General features: G+C 63.8%; 15 protein-coding genes and 1 pseudogene. 7 read left to right on the top strand and 9 right to left on the bottom strand.

The window, feature by feature from the left end:
• Positions 1-113: 113 nt before the first annotated feature.
• Complete coding sequence (gene msrB, locus PCA31118_RS25585; RefSeq protein ID WP_150627774.1) at positions 114-557, bottom strand: peptide-methionine (R)-S-oxide reductase MsrB; 444 nt, start codon at positions 555-557, stop codon at positions 114-116.
• Positions 558-965: 408 nt separating this feature from the next.
• Between msrB and PCA31118_RS25580 the strand changes: the two genes are divergently transcribed.
• Positions 966-1,709 carry a response regulator transcription factor gene (locus tag PCA31118_RS25580; RefSeq protein WP_150627748.1) on the top strand — a complete coding sequence of 248 codons (744 nt, stop codon included), beginning with the start codon at positions 966-968 and terminating at the stop codon, positions 1,707-1,709.
• Positions 1,706-3,196, top strand: coding sequence for a sensor histidine kinase (locus PCA31118_RS25575; protein WP_150627747.1), 1,491 nt, complete (start codon positions 1,706-1,708; stop codon positions 3,194-3,196). The genes PCA31118_RS25580 and PCA31118_RS25575 overlap by 4 nt, the downstream gene beginning before the upstream one ends.
• On the opposite strand, the gene PCA31118_RS25570 is transcribed toward PCA31118_RS25575, so the two are convergent.
• Together PCA31118_RS25570 and PCA31118_RS25565 are read right to left on the bottom strand one after the other, a co-directional pair.
• Positions 3,180-4,424 (bottom strand): RHS repeat domain-containing protein, encoded by a 1,245-nt coding sequence (locus tag PCA31118_RS25570; RefSeq protein WP_150627746.1) that lies wholly within the window; start codon positions 4,422-4,424, stop codon positions 3,180-3,182. The two genes, PCA31118_RS25575 and PCA31118_RS25570, sit on opposite strands and share 17 nt — an antisense overlap.
• Positions 4,425-4,571: 147 nt before the next feature.
• Complete coding sequence (locus PCA31118_RS25565) at positions 4,572-5,960, bottom strand: DASS family sodium-coupled anion symporter (protein WP_150627745.1); 1,389 nt, start codon at positions 5,958-5,960, stop codon at positions 4,572-4,574.
• A 465-nt stretch (positions 5,961-6,425) separates the two neighbouring features.
• Between PCA31118_RS25565 and PCA31118_RS25560 the strand changes: the two genes are divergently transcribed.
• A complete protein-coding gene (locus tag PCA31118_RS25560) occupies positions 6,426-9,479 on the top strand; it encodes an Ig-like domain-containing protein (protein ID WP_150627744.1) in 3,054 nt (1,017 codons plus the stop codon).
• A gap of 168 nt (positions 9,480-9,647) precedes the next feature.
• On the opposite strand, the gene PCA31118_RS25555 is transcribed toward PCA31118_RS25560, so the two are convergent.
• The 6 genes from PCA31118_RS25555 to PCA31118_RS25530 form a co-directional block, all read right to left on the bottom strand.
• On the bottom strand, positions 9,648-10,673 hold the full coding sequence (locus tag PCA31118_RS25555) for an aromatic ring-hydroxylating oxygenase subunit alpha (RefSeq protein ID WP_150627743.1): 1,026 nt from the start codon (positions 10,671-10,673) through the stop codon (positions 9,648-9,650).
• A 198-nt stretch (positions 10,674-10,871) separates the two neighbouring features.
• Positions 10,872-11,495: a TetR/AcrR family transcriptional regulator gene (locus PCA31118_RS25550; protein ID WP_150627742.1), complete on the bottom strand. Its 624-nt coding sequence runs from the start codon at positions 11,493-11,495 to the stop codon at positions 10,872-10,874.
• Between the two features lie 12 nt (positions 11,496-11,507).
• On the bottom strand, positions 11,508-11,915 hold the full coding sequence (locus PCA31118_RS25545; protein ID WP_150627741.1) for a nuclear transport factor 2 family protein: 408 nt from the start codon (positions 11,913-11,915) through the stop codon (positions 11,508-11,510).
• A gap of 88 nt (positions 11,916-12,003) precedes the next feature.
• Positions 12,004-12,759: an IclR family transcriptional regulator gene (locus tag PCA31118_RS25540; protein WP_246190436.1), complete on the bottom strand. Its 756-nt coding sequence runs from the start codon at positions 12,757-12,759 to the stop codon at positions 12,004-12,006.
• Positions 12,760-12,891: 132 nt separating this feature from the next.
• Positions 12,892-13,920: an NAD(P)H-quinone oxidoreductase gene (locus PCA31118_RS25535; RefSeq protein WP_150627740.1), complete on the bottom strand. Its 1,029-nt coding sequence runs from the start codon at positions 13,918-13,920 to the stop codon at positions 12,892-12,894.
• 8 nt (positions 13,921-13,928) lie between these two features.
• Positions 13,929-14,477 (bottom strand): VOC family protein, encoded by a 549-nt coding sequence (locus PCA31118_RS25530; protein ID WP_150627772.1) that lies wholly within the window; start codon positions 14,475-14,477, stop codon positions 13,929-13,931.
• Between the two features lie 117 nt (positions 14,478-14,594).
• Here PCA31118_RS25530 and mhpA point away from each other — a divergent pair, with 117 nt between their 5' ends.
• From mhpA to PCA31118_RS25510, 4 genes and pseudogenes are all read left to right on the top strand, one after another.
• Positions 14,595-16,100, top strand: a complete 1,506-nt coding sequence (gene mhpA / locus PCA31118_RS25525; protein ID WP_174990607.1) for a bifunctional 3-(3-hydroxy-phenyl)propionate/3-hydroxycinnamic acid hydroxylase MhpA — start codon at positions 14,595-14,597, stop codon at positions 16,098-16,100.
• Between the two features lie 67 nt (positions 16,101-16,167).
• Positions 16,168-17,031, top strand: coding sequence for a fumarylacetoacetate hydrolase family protein (locus PCA31118_RS25520; RefSeq protein ID WP_150627739.1), 864 nt, complete (start codon positions 16,168-16,170; stop codon positions 17,029-17,031).
• 25 nt (positions 17,032-17,056) lie between these two features.
• Positions 17,057-18,208 carry an ABC transporter substrate-binding protein gene (locus PCA31118_RS25515; RefSeq protein ID WP_217431299.1) on the top strand — a complete coding sequence of 384 codons (1,152 nt, stop codon included), beginning with the start codon at positions 17,057-17,059 and terminating at the stop codon, positions 18,206-18,208.
• Positions 18,209-18,399: 191 nt separating this feature from the next.
• Positions 18,400-18,503: pseudogene (locus PCA31118_RS25510) on the top strand (branched-chain amino acid ABC transporter permease); the annotation flags it as partial.

Genomic DNA, 18,503 nt, shown 5'->3' with positions numbered 1-18,503 from the left:
CGTCGACCCGGATCGGCGGCGCGCGGGTCATGCGGCTTCATGCACTGCTCATGCACTGGTCACGCGCTCGGTCACGGCAATCATGCGTCGGTCATGCGCCGGTCATACGTCGATCAGGCGGCTTGCGGATGGAACGTCATCGCCAGACCGTTCATGCAGTAGCGCAGGCCCGTCGGCTTCGGACCATCGTCGAACACATGGCCCAGATGACCGCCGCAGCGACTGCAATGGACTTCGGTGCGAACCATGCCGAAGGTCGTATCCCTGTGCGTGCCGACCGCCTTGTCGAGCGGGGTCCAGAAGCTCGGCCAGCCCGTATGGCTGTCGAACTTGGTGCGCGACGAGAACAGCGGCTGGGCGCAACCGGCGCACGCAAAGGTGCCAGCACGATGCTCGTCGTTCAGCGGGCTGGAATATGGACGCTCCGTGCCTTCCTGACGCAGTATTTCGTACTGGCCGGGCGTGAGACGGCGGCGCCATTCGGCGTCGCTGTAGGCAACTTCGAAACGCTCGGAGGCGCTGCCATGCCGGTTATCGGCCGCCAACGCCGGGCGCATCAGCCGCGGCACCAGCCCGGCCGCGACGGCCGCTGCCGCAGCGGTGGCGCTTAGCAGAAACACGCGTCGGGCGCGCGCCGGGCCGTCGCTGGCGGCCGCCGCGCGGGCAGGCTGCGCTGGCTCGATCGGCTTATGCGGCTTGGGCGGGTACAAATCGGACAATCTCATGACATCCTCCGGTCAGTGGGACGATCCGGGGTGGGCTGGCCCCGCCGTAGCAAAAAAGCGGGGAGCGCGACGGCGGTGGTACGGCACAGAGGGGATCCACGCCGGATCGATGACTGAAGGTTAGTGCGCCGCCGTTAGCGAAGTCCTCACGTAAAATTAAACAATTCGTGATACCTCTGGCGGCGTGTTCTGCGCACAATGGGGGCCTTCAAGTCTCACTTGCCGGGAGTTGTTCGCCTGATGGAATCGCCGCGCCGTGTCCTGCTCGTCGAAGACGACGTGCATATCGCCGACCTGCTCACGCTGCATCTGCGCGACGAGCGCTTTGACGTCGTGCATTGCGCCGACGGCAACGAGGGCCTGCGCCGTCTGGCCGAAGGCAATTGGGACGCGCTGATTCTCGATCTGATGCTCCCGGGCGTGGACGGGCTGGAAATCTGCCGCCGTGCCCGTGAAATGACCCGCTACACGCCAATCATCATCACGAGTGCACGCTCCAGCGAAGTGCACCGGATTCTTGGCCTGGAACTGGGGGCCGACGACTATCTCGCCAAACCGTTCTCGGTACTCGAACTCGTGGCGCGGGTCAAGGCGCTCATGCGCCGGGTCGATGCGCTGGCGCGCAACGCCCGGATGGAAGCCGGCAGCCTGGCGATCGCCGGGCTGTTCATCGATCCGATCGCGCGCGAAGCGTCGCTCGCCGGCAAATTACTCGACCTCACGCCGCGCGAATTCGACCTGCTGTACTTCTTCGCACGCCAGCCCGGCAAGGTGTTCTCGCGCATGGACCTGCTCAACGCTGTATGGGGATACCAGCACGAGGGGTACGAGCATACCGTCAATACGCACATCAATCGGCTGCGTGCCAAGATCGAAGCCGATCCGGCGCAGCCCACGCGCATCCTGACCGTGTGGGGGCGTGGCTACAAATTCGCGAACGACGGGGCGCCCGAGGCACAGGGCACCGACGCGGGAGCGGCATGATGCGGCGCTGGAATCTCACACTGACGCAACGCCTGTCGGTCGTTTTCGCCGTGCTGCTGCTCATCTGCAGCGGCACGTCCGCATGGATGCAGGTGCAGGCGAACCGCATGCACGAGGCCGAAGTGATTCAGGGCCTCTCGCGCGGGCTGGCCGAACACATTGCCGCCAACGCACAGTTGATGGACGCGAACGGCATGAAGCCGGATGCCGTGCGGCGTTTGTTCGGACAACTCATGGTCGTGAATCCGAGCGTCGAGGTCTATTTGCTCGACGCGCAGGGACGCATTACCGGCCATGCGGCGCCGGAGGGGCGCCTGCGGCGCATGCAGGTCGATCTCGGGCCGGTACACAAGCTGCTCGACGGCGAATCGCTGCCGATCTACGGCGACGATCCGCGCAATGCCGACGTCCGCAAGGTCTTCAGCGCGGCCCCGCTGCGCGTGGACGGGCGTGAGGTCGGTTACGTGTATGTCGTGCTTCTGGGCGAGGCGCACGACCGCTTCGCCGAGCGCGGCGCAACGAGTGCGGCGCTCAATACGGCGCTGTGGTCCATCGGGCTCGTGGCGGCGCTGTGTCTGGTCGCCGGTCTGGCGGCGTTCGCGCTCATCACCCGGCCGCTGCGACGTCTGACGGATACCGTCCGGGCGTTCGACATGGATGCGGCGCCGCCGCCTGTGCCCACTGTGTCGGCTGACGTGCTGGCCGCACAACAAGCGCGACCGAACGACGAAATCATGGTGCTGGAGCGCGCGTTTCGTCAGATGGTCGAGCGCCTGGGCACGCAGTGGCGTACGCTCACGCGTCAGGATCAGGAGCGCCGCGAACTCATTGCCAACATCTCGCACGACCTGCGCACGCCGCTCTCGTCGATGCACGGCTATCTCGAAACGCTCTCGCTCAAGGACGCGACGCTCACGCCCGAGGAGCGGCGGCGCTATCTGGGCATCGCGCTGGACCAGAGTCGCAAGGTCGGGGCGCTCGCACAGTCGCTGTTCGAGTTGGCACGTCTGGAGCATGGTTTCGTGCAGCCCGAAGCGGAGCCGTTCTCGGTGACGGATTTGATTCAGGACGTCTTCCAGAAATTCGAACTGAGCGCCGAGTCGCGTGGCGTGGCACTGCGTGCGCAGCTCGCCCCGCAGATTCCGGCGGCGCGAGCAGATCTCGGGCTGATCGAGCGCGTGTTCACGAACCTGCTGGAAAACGCGTTGCGTTATACGCCCTCGGGCGGAGAGATCACGGTGGCGGTCGCGCCGGTCGGCTCGGAGATCGAGGTGCGCGTGAGCGACACCGGGCCGGGCATTCCCGAGAGCGCGCGAGACGGGTTGTTCGAGCGTCCGTTCACCGTAGGTGGTGCGCGTCGCGAAGGCGGGCTGGGGTTGCGGATCGTGCATCGCATCCTGCAACTGCACGACCGACGTATCACCTTGGTGGACACGTCCGGTCAGGCAGGGCAGGGCGCGACGTTCCGCTTTACTTTGCCGACGTGAGTTTGTCGGTCGAGGGCGATGTCGGGGGTGCCGCAGCGACAGGTGCGCCGGTTGCGCCGGTTGCGTGAGGTGCGTGAGATGAGGCCGAAGCCGCGGCCGAAGCAGGCGCGGTCGGCGCCGCCGCTGCCGCGGTGTCGAAGTACGTCAGCTTGCGCACGAAGACGTTCGCGAACGGATCGACTTTATCGCCCGACTTACCGCTGGGCGACGTGATGACGATACGCACGATGTTGCCGTGGCTATCGTACTTGTAGTGATACTCGGACACGTGATGCTCGCCGGTGGCCGCGTCGGTCCGGGTCACACGCACCAGTTCGTGACGCGGCGAATACTCCGATACCTCGTTGTCCCACGCCAGCGGGAGCCATTGCCCGTCGATGAAGGCGGCGGCCCCGTTGTCGCGCACGATCCGGCTGCCATCGGGCTTGCGCTCGACGGTCGCGAACGTCCGGTAGGACACCATCCTGGGGGCCGGGCGCGCACGGCCATCGGCCGTGATCACCCGACGTGCCTCGTTCGGCGCTTCCCACTGACGCGACAACGCGAAACACTCGTCGTCGAACGCGCGCGCCTGCACGGTGCCGGGGCGGCGCTGATGCAGACTCGATGAGTTCGACACGACCGTGCGCGTCCACTCCAGATGCCCGTCTTCCTGTCGCACCTGCTCCTTCCATGCCGGATGACGTACGGCATGCACGACCCATGCGTCGGGACTCTGCCAGTCGACGCTCGCGCCGTTGATGCTGTGCAGCCGACCTTCGGCGTCGTAGGTGTAGCGGCCGCGGTCGGTGCTCGCGAGCAGGTGACCCTGCGCGTCGAACTCCATGACGATACGATTGCCGTTATCGAGCGGGCCGACCTTGCCGGTGCTGCGGTCGTAGCTCGCGATGAAGCGCGTTTCCTCGATCTTGCGAACGCCGGCGGGAATGCCGCCGAAATTGCGCATCAGGTCGTCTTCTTCGCGCAGCGACGCTTGCACGCACCACGGCAGCGGCGTGGCGGCTTGCAAGGCGCCGCCGGATGGGACGGACGAAGCGGGCGCCGATGAAGCAGAGGCCGACGAGGCAGGCGCGGCGCGATGGGTGCGATTGGCGCTCGCGGCGACCGGCGCGTTCGCAGATTGGGCGTGGGTCGGGTCGGAGCCCGACGGCGCGCTGGCGCAGCCGGCCAGCACCGCCGTGAGTGTGGCGAGCGCCAGAGCGCCGCGCACGGGACGTATGGAAAGCATGGACTGGACAGTTCGGGCAGGTGAAGCAGACATCATCGCAACGGATTGCCGGAGGTATTTTTTCACGATTGTACCGGCTCTGTGTGACGTGCCCGCCTTAGGGGCATCCCGGGGCATCCCGGGCGCGTCCCGAACGGACAGCGCCGGTTACTGCCACAACACCCATGCGAAGGCGGTAATCACCAGAATGCACACGACGTTGATGCCAAGCCCGGCGCGCACCATCTCGCGCTGCGGCACACTGCCGGTGCCGAACACGATGGCGTTGGGCGGCGTGGCGACGGGCAACATGAACGCGCATGACGCGCCGATGCCGATCACCATGGTCAGGAGCGCTTCGGGCATGCCCAGCGACAACGAGATCGCAGCAAAGATTGGCACGAGGATGGCTGCGCTGGCGGTGTTGCTCGTCAGTTCGGTGAGAAATACGATGAACGCCGCCGTGATGAGCAGGATCACGAGCGTAGGGCTCGCCGCAAAGGCGCTCGATACGCCCTGCGCCAGCACGACGCTCGCGCCCGAGTCGCGCAGCACCACGCTGAGCGTCAGGCCGCCGCCGAACAACAGCAGCACGCCCCAGTCGGTGTGCGCCTGAATCTGCTTCCATGAGGCCACGCCGGTCATGGCAATGAGAATGGCGGCCAGCAGTGCGATCAGCGTGTCGAGCTGCTTCACGCCACCCAGCCACGCCGAGATCTGCTGGCTGAAGATCCACGCGACGACCGTTGCCGCGAAGATGCCGACGGCGGCGATGCGCGGGCCGGTCCATGTCAGTGGCTCGCTGTCAATGACGACTGTCTGGTCCAGTCGCGGGCGCAGCACGACATATGTCGTGGCGATCATGAGTGGCAAGAGCACCGCGACGAGCGGCACGCCGAACTTCGCCCACGTCAGGAAATCGATGCCCAGATGGGTGGCGACCATGGCGTTGGGTACGCTGCCCACAATGGTGCCGAGCCCGCCGATGTTGGCGCTGTAAGCGATGCCGAGCAGCAGGAACGTGACGGTCTTGCGGTCGCGGGTGCTATCGAGCTGGGACAGGATGCCGAGTGCGAGCGGCAGCATCATCGACGTGGTCGAGGTGTTGTTCACCCACATCGACAGCAAGGCCGTGGCGACGAACAGCATGAGCGCGGCACGGCCCATGCGTCCGCCGGCCAGGTGCAGGAGCCGGTTGGCAAGGAACCGGTCGAGTCCCTGAATGCGCATGGCGGTGGCGAGGGCGAATCCGCCGAAGAACAGGAAGACGATCGGGTGGGCGAACGAGGCAAGGGCGGCCGGGGTCTCCAGAATGCCGAGCATGACGGCGAGCACCGGCACCATGAGCGCGGTGGCGGTCAGATGCACCGCCTCGGACAGCCACAGCACGGCGATGAAGGCGGCGAGCGCCAGTCCGCGATTGGTTTTCTCGTCGAACGGCAGCACGACGATGAGCACCACCATGAGGAGAGTGTTGGCGAGCAGGACCCAGGCGTCGCGGGCGGACATGGCCCAGTGCCGGGTGAGGGTTCCAACGGTTCCAGCAAGTTCGTTCATCTCCTGATTCCTCGATTTTCGATGGTTGTTTCCTCGGGCTTCCCATCTTGGTAGGGCGATGGGGACGGGATGGGTACGAGATAGGGGACGGGATCGCCGCCGGATACCCATGCCGCTCGATCCGACGTGGAATGGACGGCGAGCCGTCCGTCATTCGCGCACCCGCTTTGATGCCACGGATTTCCGGGAGGTGCCTTAGGAAATCGCTCATACATGAAGCCCACACGTGGGAATTCGGCCGCGCGTGAAGCGGAGCGTCGCGTGGTAAAGCCCGGCGTCGCGCGGGTGGGCGCCTTTGCCTGTCAACGTTGACAGTAGGCGGGCGTCGATTCGTGTGGCGAGATGGGGAAGCTGATGCCTGCCGCGATGCGTGGCAATGCCGATATGCCGCCGATTCCACGCATTCCACGGACATTCGGGGATGTCGCGAAGCCTCAGCGCCCGAGTCATCTTCCGGAGGCCATCATGGATAGCCGAGATTCCCTTGCTCTAGAAGCGCCTGTTCCCGCGCAGGGCGCGCCGTCGTCTGCGCGGACCGTGGATACCGACCCGTCGAATGGCGATCGAGGCGGTGTCCTTGCCGAATTGACGGCACCGATCGTCGAAGGCGAAGTCAACGGCGAACTGGATCCTTCACTGGTGCCGGACGGTCCGACGCTGCAAATCTTCGTGTGGCCCGACATGACGCCGGGCGACACGCTGACCTGGTTCTGGCTGGGGACATCGGAGGGCGGGCAGGCGACGGACACCGAGACCGTGCTCGCCGTCGATGGGATTACCGTCACGGTGCCGCGTGGCGTGATCGAAGCCAACGCCAACGGCGGCGATACCGTGACCGTGTTCTATATGGTGACCGGTGTCATTGGCACCGAAGTCCAGTCGGAACATGTCACGCTGCGCGTACTGCCGTTGCCGTCCGGCATTTACGCGCCGGAGGTGTTGGAGGCCATCGACGACGTCCTCGATCCGGACGACGCCGACCCGACGGCGACCGTACGCGTGAATCCCTATGAAGGCATGGCACGCAACGACGTGCTGACGATCCGTTTCGCCTTCGGTACACCGGACGAGTACGTCAAGAAGATTCCGGTGTCGGACAATCTGGTGGGCCAGCCCGTGGACATGTTCGTGCCGCAGGAGGTCGTCGAGCGACTCGAAGGACAGACCATCACCGTGAACTACACCGTGACGAATCTTGCCGGAGAGAAGGTGTCGGACGACCTGGCGATCGAGGTGCGGCGCGCCGCGCTGTGGCTCAAACCGGTGATAGAAGAAGCGGAAGGGCTTGAGGGCGATTACCTGCCCGAGGACGCCTATCTGAACGGCGCGACCACGATCGTGCGGGAGAACGACGATATGCGCCCGGGGGACGAAATCGACGTGTATTGGGGCGATGACGACGACCCGCAGCAGTATCACGACGGCGTTGGCATCGTGATCCCGATGGACTTCCCGTTCTGGGTGCCGAAGGCGGTAGTGGATCGCTGGATCAACCTCACGGTGCCGGTGTACTACACCATCACGCGCGGGAATCGTGTCTTCCGTTCCGACGTACTGAATCTGCGCGTAGCGTTCGAACTGCCTGCCGTTGGCGCGCCGAGCGTGGAAGAGGCGCCGGATGGGGTACTCAAGCCGGTCGACGCGAAGCAGGGCGCAACCGTGCACGTCACGTACGACGGCATGCTGCCGACCGACGAGATTCAATTGAACTGGGATGGCGACGAGAGTTTCGCGCCGGTGGCGGGAGATGCGAGCGGCACGGTGAGCATCGTCGTGCCGCCGGCGAAGGTCGCGCCGACGGTCGGGCGCACGATTTCCGTGTCGTACACCGTGAAGCGCAACGATACGGACACGCCGTCCGGGGTGCTGTCGCTGACCGTGAGCGAATTCCTGCCGGGCAATCTGCCGATTCCGAACATCGTCGAATCGAAGAACGGTGTACTTGACCTGACGGCGTTCGACGGCGACGCCACCGCGCGGTTGACCCCATGGCCGTTGATGGCCGCGGGCCAGCGGCTCTGGTGGCGAGCCTTCGGCACGCAGACGACCGACCGGCCGATCACCTTTACGCTCGAGAGCGGGTATGCGATCACCGAGGAGGAAGCCGGCAGCCGACTCGACCGCCGTCTACAGCGCGTGAATCTGGAAAAGCTCAAAGACGGCTCGACGTTGCGCATCGAAGCGAAGGTGACGTTTGACGGTAGCAGCGACGAAGCCGAAGCGGTGACGTTCCGGGAGCGCACGTTGCTGGTCTCGCACGGACTGTCGTTGCCGGAACCGCATGTGCTCGATGCGCCCGATGGCGAGCTTGAGGCCATTGACGCGGTCGACGGGATAACGGTTCGCGTGAGTTACGAAGACATGGAGCCGGGCGACATGATCGAGCTGGAAATCGACGCAAAGCCGGACTTCGGTCAGGTGCCGGGCGACGCATCCGGTTCGATCGACATCGAGGTCGCCGCAGAAGCCATCGTTCCCTTCATCGGCAAGTCGGTCCCGGTGAGCTATCGGGTGTTGCGAAGGGAGCACTACAGTGCGTCCGGGATTTTGATGCTCACCGTCAATTCGTTCAAGGACGGGCAATTGGCGCCGCCCGTGATCCCGCAAGCCACGAACGGCCAGTTAAGGCTGTCGTCGTTTACTGGCGATGCACGGGTCGACGCGGCACCGTGGCCGGGCATTGCGGCGGGGCAGCGAGTCTGGCTGCGGTGTCATGGCACGCTACCCGGCGGGCAGGCCGACGTCATCGAGCTGGCGCTGGCGTCAGCGGTGACGCAGGACGAAGTGACGAAGGGCGTGAGCCGGAGTCTTTCGCGCGCCCGGCTCATGGCGTTGCAGAACAATACGGCGCTGCGCGTCGAACTGAAGGTAACGTTCGATGGCGAGAACGATGAGTCGAAGGCGATTCTCTTCCCGACACTCACGGTGTCGGTGCAACAGACGCCGGAGTTCGTGGTTTCGCCGTCGCAGATGACGTTGAATGGTATGGCGGTAAAGAATCCGGACTGGCCACAATATGCAGACGCGACGGGCAATACGCAGACTCGCTCTGCGAGCGGTGGTGTTCCACCGTATTCCTATACGTCTAGCAGACCCACGGTTGCCAGTGTCAATGCGAACGGGAAAGTGGTCGGGGAGGGGAACGGGAGCGCCACGATTACGGTTCGGGACAGTGTTGGCAATACGGGGTCGTTTCCCGTCGTGGTGAGTAACGTGTATGGCGTGGCGTGGAACAACACTGTTGGTCTGACGATTGCTCAGGCCTACGCATGGCGCGACAGTCTCGCGGGGCGTGGCATTGGATACACCGAAGCGGCATTGATCAATCAGACGCTGGTCGTGGCCAGATTCCCGACAGGAGGCTTTTACCACTGGACTTGCGCGGCGGGGAACTGCGGAGGGGGGCAGTCTCTGGTTGCCTACCAGAGTGTTTCTGGAAACAAAATCGCCCAGGAGTGCCATTCGATCCCGGAATTTAATGTGCACAAGGCAATGTGTCTGACACTTAGGAACGGGTGATTGTGCAGCCCGTTGATCGACGGGCTGGGAACGTCCGACAGTTTGTAAGGGAACCGGCGCTGCGCCCCTCGGCCCGCAGCGCCCCCCGATCCTTATCCCAAACCCGGCGTTATTCGTGTGCGCAAGCACCCTCGATGCAATTCGCGTGTGGTCTCAAGGCACCAGCATTCAGGCGCGTACCGACTGTTCGCCAGCGATAAGCCCGGCGAGCATTCGCTTTGCGCGCACGCCACCGCCGTCGCCGATGGTGAAGTTTGCTGTCGGTACATCGCCTTCGATGTCGAACTGACGCTGAATCGCCTCGATGATCGGCTTGTCTTCGCCGGTAAAGGTTTGCTGAAAGGCGTCTTTGATCGCTGACGTCAGTTGCCTGTCGTCCTGCTTGAAGTTGCGAGCGACGGCCCAGAAGTAATGGGTCGTGCGCTCGGTCTCCGGCGTGAGAATGTGCGCGCTGGGGAAATGCAGGCCTTCGCCGCTATTGTCGCCCGCGGCACTCAGACGAATGTCGAGTAGCAGATTCGCGCCCGGGCGCCAGGTCATATCCGACACCTGATCGATACGCTCGCTGCGCGACCAGTGGGGCCGGAAGACGGCCGACGGCGGCAGATCGAATACCTTGCGCTTGACGGTCACGTAGTCGTCGCCCGCCACGACACTGGTTTGCAACGATCCGCTCGATCCCGGCGTGCCCACGGTATTCGGGTGCAGATATTCTGCGTGGCTCAGATCGAGCAGGTTGTCCATCATGATCCCGAAACCGCCTTCCACGTGGGTGTAGCCGTGCGTGACAGCATAGGGGCCGTCGACGTCGAACCAACTGTAGTCGGAAATGGTGTCGGCGTTGGCGCGTTCCGGCTCCCCCATCCAGATCCACAGTGCGCCGTGACGCTTCGCAAGCGGATAAGCGCGTACGCACAGCTTGTTGGGCGCGCCCTTGATATGCGGATTGTGCTGACATACCCCATGGGTGTCGAATCTCAATCCGTGATAAGCGCACTGAATCAGCTCCCCTTCGACGCGCCCCGCGTGCAACGGCACCGCCTTGTGAGGACAGCGGTCATGAAGCGCGACGGCGATGCCCGATCCCGTGCGATACATCACGATAGGTTCGCCGAGAATCCGCTTTGCCGTGAGACCTTGGCCGATTTCGTGATCCCATGCTGCCATGTACCACGCGTTGCGAAGAAAGCCCATGTGAATGTCTCCTAGTTTTTTGACTTCAAGTCAATTATGCGGATGGGGATTCATAAAAATCATATTGTGATAATTTATTAATTTTGTGACGGCGTCAATCCGGGCGGCCGGGTTTCGCGCTCGGGACAATCCCTAGGCGGTTTGCGAAGCGGTGACCAACGCCGGATTTCCGTGGCTTTCATGTGCGACTGCGACGCGTCAACTCGCCAATCGCTGTTGCACCGCGTCTGTCGGGCAAAACACGCGCGCCGTGCGGAGCATGTCGTGAAACATGCGCGTGCACGCGGCGCTCACTTGTGGCTCCGTGGTATCCAGCCCGCTGAACCACGCGACAAGCAGTTCGTCGACAAAGGCCAGCCAGCCGCGCCCCAGCGCCATCAGGGCGGGCGTGATCTGCGCTTCAGGCAGATAGAAGCTCAGCGCAAGGCGTACCGCGCCGAGCTTCGACGTCTCCCACAATTGTTTCACCGAGGCAGGCGTGCTTCCCCGCATGTGATACAGGTACGCTCCCTGCCGAGTGCGCACAAAAGCGATGTGGATCGACAGGAAGCGAGCGAGCCGCTCGTCCGGTGTGCCGCTGCGCGTGGCGGCGTTGCGCGTCTCTTCCAGGCGGGCCGCGGCACGCCGGCAGATCTCCAGATAGAAATCGAGCTTGGTGGAGAAGTAGTGAAACAGGAGCCCGTACGCCACATCGGCCTCGCGTGCGATTTCCTCGACCGAGACCTCATCGAGCGCGCGCTCGGCCAACAGGCGTTCGCCGGCCTGTATGAGCAGTTCGCGAGTCCATTCGGATTTGGGGTGACGCTTGCGAGGGGCGGGCATGAGGGGGCTCTGTCAGTCCGGGGTACGGGTCGAATGATGATGCAACAGTTTCCAGCCGCTCGCGCGCCGAACCCATATCTGCGTGACGAGCGCGCGAATGTCGACGCGCGACCCGTCGGTCTTGCGCTGCATGGTCTGCACCAGCGGGCCGGTGCACACGACCGTGTCGGTCAGCACGCGATAGGTCAGTGCGGGACGCTCGATATCGAGCGACTTCACGCGCTCGGCCAGGAAGGCGAGATATTGCGCCTTGTCATGCGCGTAGCCGGTCGAGTGCACGAACGTCAGGTCGTCATCGAGCAGATCGGACAAGGCAGCAAAGTCTTCGGCGATCGACGCGCGACAGCGTTGCTGTTCCAGGGCGGCGACGGTCGAAATGATGTCGTCTGTTGTTGCTGCGAGTGGGCGTTGGGTTTGCATGGAAGCCGTATCGGTTACGAAGTGGATGGAAAAAGCGACCCGCCCCCGATCTGCCCCGACGGCGCCTTGCGCCCAACGTCACAACGGGTTACTGGGTCACGTGGCTCTTTGCGGCTTCGGTCGAGATGCGCGAGGCAGCTTCGCGCAGCAGTTCGAGCAGCTTTTCGTGATTCATGAATTCGAAGCGCCGGATCGGGATCACCAGTGCAAGCGCACCGACAGCGAGCGCCGATTGGCCGAGGATCGGCACCGCGATCGCCCCCACGTCCGCTTCGAGCTCGCCCTTCGAGATGTGGTAGCCCGCTTTGCGCGTCTCGTGCAGTCGTGCGATGAACTCGTCGACCGACTTGCCCATGCCGGCAGCCGCAATACTCTCCGCATGCTTGTTGTACAGCCGCGTGAGCTTGCCCTTTGGCATGGTCGAGAGAATGACCTTTGGCGCGCCGCCACGAAACAATGGCCGGGGTCGCCCGCGCCCGTAGGCCAGATGCAGCCCGTCGGGCCCCGATTCCCGATGCGTGTCGACGATCTCGTCGTCGAAGATGCGTGTCATCACCGAGTCGCACCCCGTTTGCGCCGACAACTCGCGCATCAGCGGCTGACCGACCCTCAGCAACGGGTCGATCGTGCGCAACTGATAGTCGAGCTTGATGATGCGCGGACCCAGTCCGTAGCTGCCGTCGCCAAGGCGCAGCAACAGCCCCGAACCGACCAGTTCGCGCAGGTAGCGGTAGCCGGTCGGCACCGAACAACCCAGGTGATGGCAGATCGATTCGGTCGACCATGTCGGGGCCTCGACGGTAAACATGTCGAGAATGGACAACATTTTGGTAAGACTGGACATCGCTGATCGCTTTGAGTGAGGTGTGCCGCGCGCTGGACACGAACTTGCATATTCTAACCAACGGGCGACTGACGTCGTGCCGTGAGTGACGAAACCTCGCTCGAATTTCAAATGGCGATATCGGCTGCCGGCTCATATAGGCAATCGAGGTGCGTCGGCGTCGATCAGAGACTGCGGCAGCAGCACGATCTTGCCGGCCACGTCGCCTTCTTCCAGACGTTGATGCGCCTGCGCGGCCTGCGCCAACGGCAGCGTGCACGAGATCATCGGCCGTATCTGCGTGCCCAGACGAGGCCACACTTTATCGGCCAACGCGGCAGCAATCACCGCTTTTTCATCCAGAGGCAGAGGCCGCAACAAGGAGCCCGTCACAATCCCCTCCTTCTGCATGAGCGCACGTAGCGGGAATCGCATATCCGCGCCGCCGCCCGGCGACAAGTGAACGATCCGGCCGCGCCGTGCCAGCGCGACAATGTTCGCCTCGGCGTGGACGACGCCCGCCATGTCGAGGATCACATCGACACCGCGCTGCCCGGTCGCTTCCAGCGTGCGCCGCGCGAAGTCCTCCGTTCGGTAATTGAACGCGGCGCGTGCGCCCAGCGATCTCGCCGTCTCGCATTTCTCGTCGGTGCCGCACGTTGCATAGACTTCGTGCCCGAACGCACTCAGCAGCTGAATGGCAATGCTGCCCACACCACTGGTGCCGCCATGAATCAGCACGCGCTCACCCGCCTGCAGGCGGGCCACGGTGAAGAAGTTATGCCATGTCGTGAACAGCGCTTCCGGCAGTGCGCTCGCTTCGATCATCGTCATGGCGTGCGGCACCGGCAGCGTCAGCGATGCGTCGGCAACGGCATAGCTGGCGTATCCCCCTCCGTCGACGAGTGCGCAGACGGTATCGCCGGGCTTGCGGTGCGTCACGTACTCGCCCACGGCAACGATGCGACCGGCCACCTCCAGTCCCGGAATATCGCTGTGACGGGCGTCGGGACCGCGCCGCCGCTGATTCACGTCGTGACGATTCACACCTGCGGCCGCCACTTCGATCAACACCTGCTGCGGCCCGCACGTCGGCACCGGTTCCCGTCGCGGCTGGAGCACCTCGGGCCCGCCGGCCGCGGTGATGACCATGGCCAGTTGCCGGTCTGCGTCGATCGCCATGACGCCGCTCATTGCACGCCCATGCGTTGCGCCATCCGGGCCTGCCACGTCGCACGGGGCTCAAACCCCGGCAGTTGCCGTGCATGCGCTTCTACGGCGGCCATCAGCACGTCGTCGGGCTGCGAGAAGTCGACCGGCACACGCATGGGCTGACTGACATACCAGGGGGTGTCGATGAACAGTTCGAGCCGATTGCCCTCAGGGTCGCGCGCATAGATCGATACGGCATTGCCATGCGTAATCGGATGAATGTCGGTCGCGCCGGCATCCGTGAGCCGGGCATACAAGCCCTTGAGCGTCGCCAGACTGTCGGCACGCAGCGAAATCTGGTTGATGACGTTGAAGCTCAACGTATCCGGGCGCCCCGTCGCCAGCACGATCTGGTGATGCTCGTTGGGGTCCCGGCTCAGGAAAACCAGTTCCAGATCGCCCGACGGGCCGGTCAGTTTGCCCGCGTCGGTAATCGTGAACTCAAGCAACTCCGTATAGAAGCGCGCCATGCGCTGGATGTCGCACACGTAGAACCCGACGTGACTGAAGCTCAAACCTTGACGCATCATCTCCTCCTTTAAAATTATCTGATTATGATAATAATGCAAATTATGTTTGACAGTACAGTTCTTCGTATCTATATTTTGTCCAATAGTGATAGTTGAGATAATAATCGGGAGGCGATGGTGGTAGACGTCGTGGTCATCGGTCTTGGCCCGGTCGGCGCAACGCTGGCCAATTTGTTGGGACAGGCGGGGATATCGGTCGTGGTGCTCGAACGGGAGCCTGCGGTGTACCCGCTGCCCCGTGCGGTGCATTTCGATGCCGAGTGCATGCGGGTGTTCGATGCCATTGGCGTGGCTTCGGCGCTGGCGGAACACTGCAGGGTCTCGCCCGGTATGAAATTCGTGAATGCCGACGGCAAGTTGCTGGTCGACTGGCAGCGTCCGGAGGGCATCGGACCCCAGGGCTGGAATAGCAGTTATCGCTTCCATCAGCCCGATCTCGAACGCATTCTGCGCGAGCGTCTGGCTACGCATGCGTGCGTCGACGTGCGTCTGCGTAGCGAAGTGTTCGCCCTCGATGAGCAGGCCGATCACGTGCAGGTGCGCTATGAGGACCTGTCATGCGGCGCGTTGCGCGAGGTGCAGGCGCGTTACGTGATCGGCGCGGACGGCGCGCGCTCACTGGTGCGCCGCATGATCGGCAGCGAAATGGTCGATCTCGGCCTGCATGAGCGCTGGCTGGTGTTCGACGCGCTACTCAAGCGGGACTGGAACGTGCTGGGCGAGCACAGCGTGCAGTTCTGCGATCCGGCCCGGCCCGCCACCTATGTGCGAGGCGTGGGCAACCGGCGTCGTTGGGAAATCATGTTGCGTCCGGGCGAGGACGCCGCGCGATTCGCGCAGACGGAGAACGTCTGGTCGATGCTGAAGAAGTGGATCACGCCCGACGACGCCGAACTCGAACGCGCCGTCGTCTACACCTTCCATGCCGTGATTGCGCAGCGCTGGCGGCAGGGGCGCCTGATGCTCGCCGGCGACGCCGCGCATCAGACGCCGCCATTCCTGGGGCAGGGCATGTGCGCCGGCATTCGCGATGCGGGCAACCTCGCGTGGAAGCTGAGCGCGATCCTGCAATACGGGGCCTCCGACGCGTTGCTCGACACCTATCAGCAGGAACGCTACCCGCACGTCTCCGAGTTCATCTCGCTGGCGGTCGAACTGGGCCGCATTATCCAGGCGGTGGATCAGGAAGCTGCCGCGCAGCGCGACGAAATGTTCGCCAATGGCCCGCGCCATCTCCAGAGTCTGAGTCCACGATTGGGCCCGAGTGCGCTGCTCTTGCACGACGCCGGAGGCGGCTTGATCTCGCATCAACCGACATTGGATGACGGCCGGCGTATGGACGCCGCGGCGGGAAGTGACTTCCTGCTGCTGACACGAGAGGGGGCCTTTTCCGAGGCGCAGTGCGAAGGCGCCCGCGCGGCATTTCCGCAGCCGCTGCGATGGATCGAGGACGGCAGCGAACCGACGCGCGAATGGCTGGCCGCACTCGATGCCGACGCCGTACTCGTGCGGCCGGATCGCTATATCGCCGGCGTTGCCCGAGGTGGGGACGCATTGCTGGGTCTGACCTCGTCCGTCGGGGCGGCACTCGGCGCGACTGAAGTTTCCGTGGCCGCCTGAACGAAGGCGATCGGCAGAACACAACGACTTTTATTGGTTCAACAACATTTTCTCTGGAGATTCATTCATGAAATTCGTCAGTTTCACGCGGCAGGGCAAGGCTGGTTTTGGTGTGGTGCGCAATGAAGGTGTGGTGGACCTCGGCGCACGTCTGAACCTCGTCGACCTCGGCGCCGCACTGCGCGCCCATGGCGTCGATGTCCTGAAAGACCTGGCGCAAAAGCACGACGCCGATTTTGCGCTGTCGTCCATCGATGCTTATCGTCCGGTCGTGGCCGACCCGGACAAGGTGCTGTGCGCGGGGCTGAACTATGACGAACATGTGCGCGAGACCAAGCGCGAGCGCACGGAACGTCCGACCATTTTCATGCGATACGCCGAATCGCAGCTCGGTCACGAGCAGCCGATTCTGCTGCCGCCAGAGTCGTCGCGTCTGGACTACGAGGGCGAGATCGCCGTGGTGATCGGTCGCGCCGGGCGCCGCATCAGCGAAGAAGACGCCTTCTCCTACATCGCGGGCTTTGCCTGCTACAACGACGGCAGCATCCGCGACTGGCAAACCCACACGTCGCAGTGGGGCCCCGGCAAGAATTTCCAGGCGACCGGCGCCTTCGGCCCGGTGCTCGTGTCCGCCGACGAGATCGGCGAGAACGAGGTGCTCACGCTCGAGACGCGCCTGAACGGACAGGTCGTGCAGCACGCCACCACCGACATGCTGATCTTTTCGATTCCGACGCTGATCGCCTACTGCTCGACCTTCACCCAATTGCAGCCGGGCGACGTGATCGTGACCGGCACGCCGGGCGGTGTCGGCGCCAAGCGTAATCCGCCGTTGTTCATGAAGGACGGCGATGTGGTCGAGGTGGAAGTCAGCAAGCTCGGCATTCTGCGCAACCCGATTCGTGCCGAGGTCAGCGCCACGAATCAGTAACGAGACGGTGGAGGAGACATCAATAATGAATAAGACAAGCATTCTGATCGCTGCCGGGGTAATGGCCGCGGCGTTGAGCGGTCTCGTGCATGCCGACATCAAGGTAGGTGTGATCCTGTCGACCACCGGACCGGCGGCGTCGCTCGGCACGCTGGAGAAGAGCGGCGTCATGCTGGGGCCGGACACCGTGGCGGGGCAGAAGGTCAGGTACATCTATCTCGACGATGCGTCCGACCCGAGTCTTGCGGTGCGCAGCCTGCATAAGCTCATTAGCGAAGAGCAGGTCGATGTGGTGATCGGGCCGACGACCACGCCGAGCGCGGTGGCGGTCATTCCGTTGCTGGCGGAATCGGGAACGCCGGGTATCACGCAGGGGCCGACCAACTCGCTGGTGCAGCCGGTCGACGCGCAACGCCGCTGGAATTTCAAGACGACCACCAACGACGAGCACGAAGGCACGCCGCTGTTCGATCGCATGAAGGCGAAGCAGACGAAAACGCTGGCGTTCATTGGCTTCACCGACTCCTATGGTGACCAGTGGCTGAAGTTGACCGAACGCTTTGCCAAGGATCGTGCAATCCAGGTGGTGTCGCAGGAACGCTACGCCCGCACCGACTCGACGGTCACGTCGCAAGTCGTCAAGATGCTCTCCAAACAGCCCGACGCCGTGCTGATCGCCGGGTCGGGCGGCGCCGCGGCAACGCCTTTGCTCGAATTGCGCAATCGCGGCTACAAGGGCGACATCTACGTGACGCTCGGAGCGACGTTCGGCGATTTTCTGCGACTCTCGGGGGCGGCCGCGGACGGCATTTTCGCGCCGTACGCGGCCGTCATGGGGGTCGATCAGGTTCCCGACGCCTATGCGGCCAAGAAGAGTGCCGCGGAGTTCGTGCGGGCTTACGACGAGAAGTACGGCGGCAACACGAGCAACATCTTCTCGGCCGGCGGATGGGACGCCAACAAGCTGATCGCGAACGCGGTGCCGGTGGCGCTGAAGAAGGCCTCGCCCGGCACGCCGCAGTTCCGTGCCGCGCTGCGCGACGCGATCGAGGCGACGAAAGACCTCCCCGGCGCGCGTGGCGTCTACAACATGAGCGCAACGGATCACACCGGTCTCGATATTGGCTCGCTGATGCTCGGCCAGCGTCAGAAGGGCCGTTGGGTGCTCGCCAAATAGGTCGCAAGGGCACTGACGGCGGCGATTGCACGCGTCGTCAGCGTCGCCGCCTCGCCGCCTAGCGTCGTGTTGGCCACGGGCACTGCCGCCGGGTCACGCATCGCGACGGGTGCCGTCTCACCCCTCTCGGTCGAGAGGGCGATTCCTCTGTCTTCGCGTGCGCGGGCTTGTCTGCGCATGCCTCAATTCGCATGGACCTCTCGATCGTAGTTTTGCTCGCGCAGGACGGCATCACCACGGGTGCGATTTATGCCTTGTTGGCATTGGCGCTCGTGCTGGTGTTCTCCGTCACCCG

The organism is Pandoraea captiosa (genome assembly GCF_902459775.1).
Lineage (GTDB): Bacteria > Pseudomonadota > Gammaproteobacteria > Burkholderiales > Burkholderiaceae > Pandoraea > Pandoraea captiosa.
The sequence above is the reverse complement of the archived record's forward strand: the minus strand, read 5'-3'. Positions and strand labels throughout refer to the sequence as shown.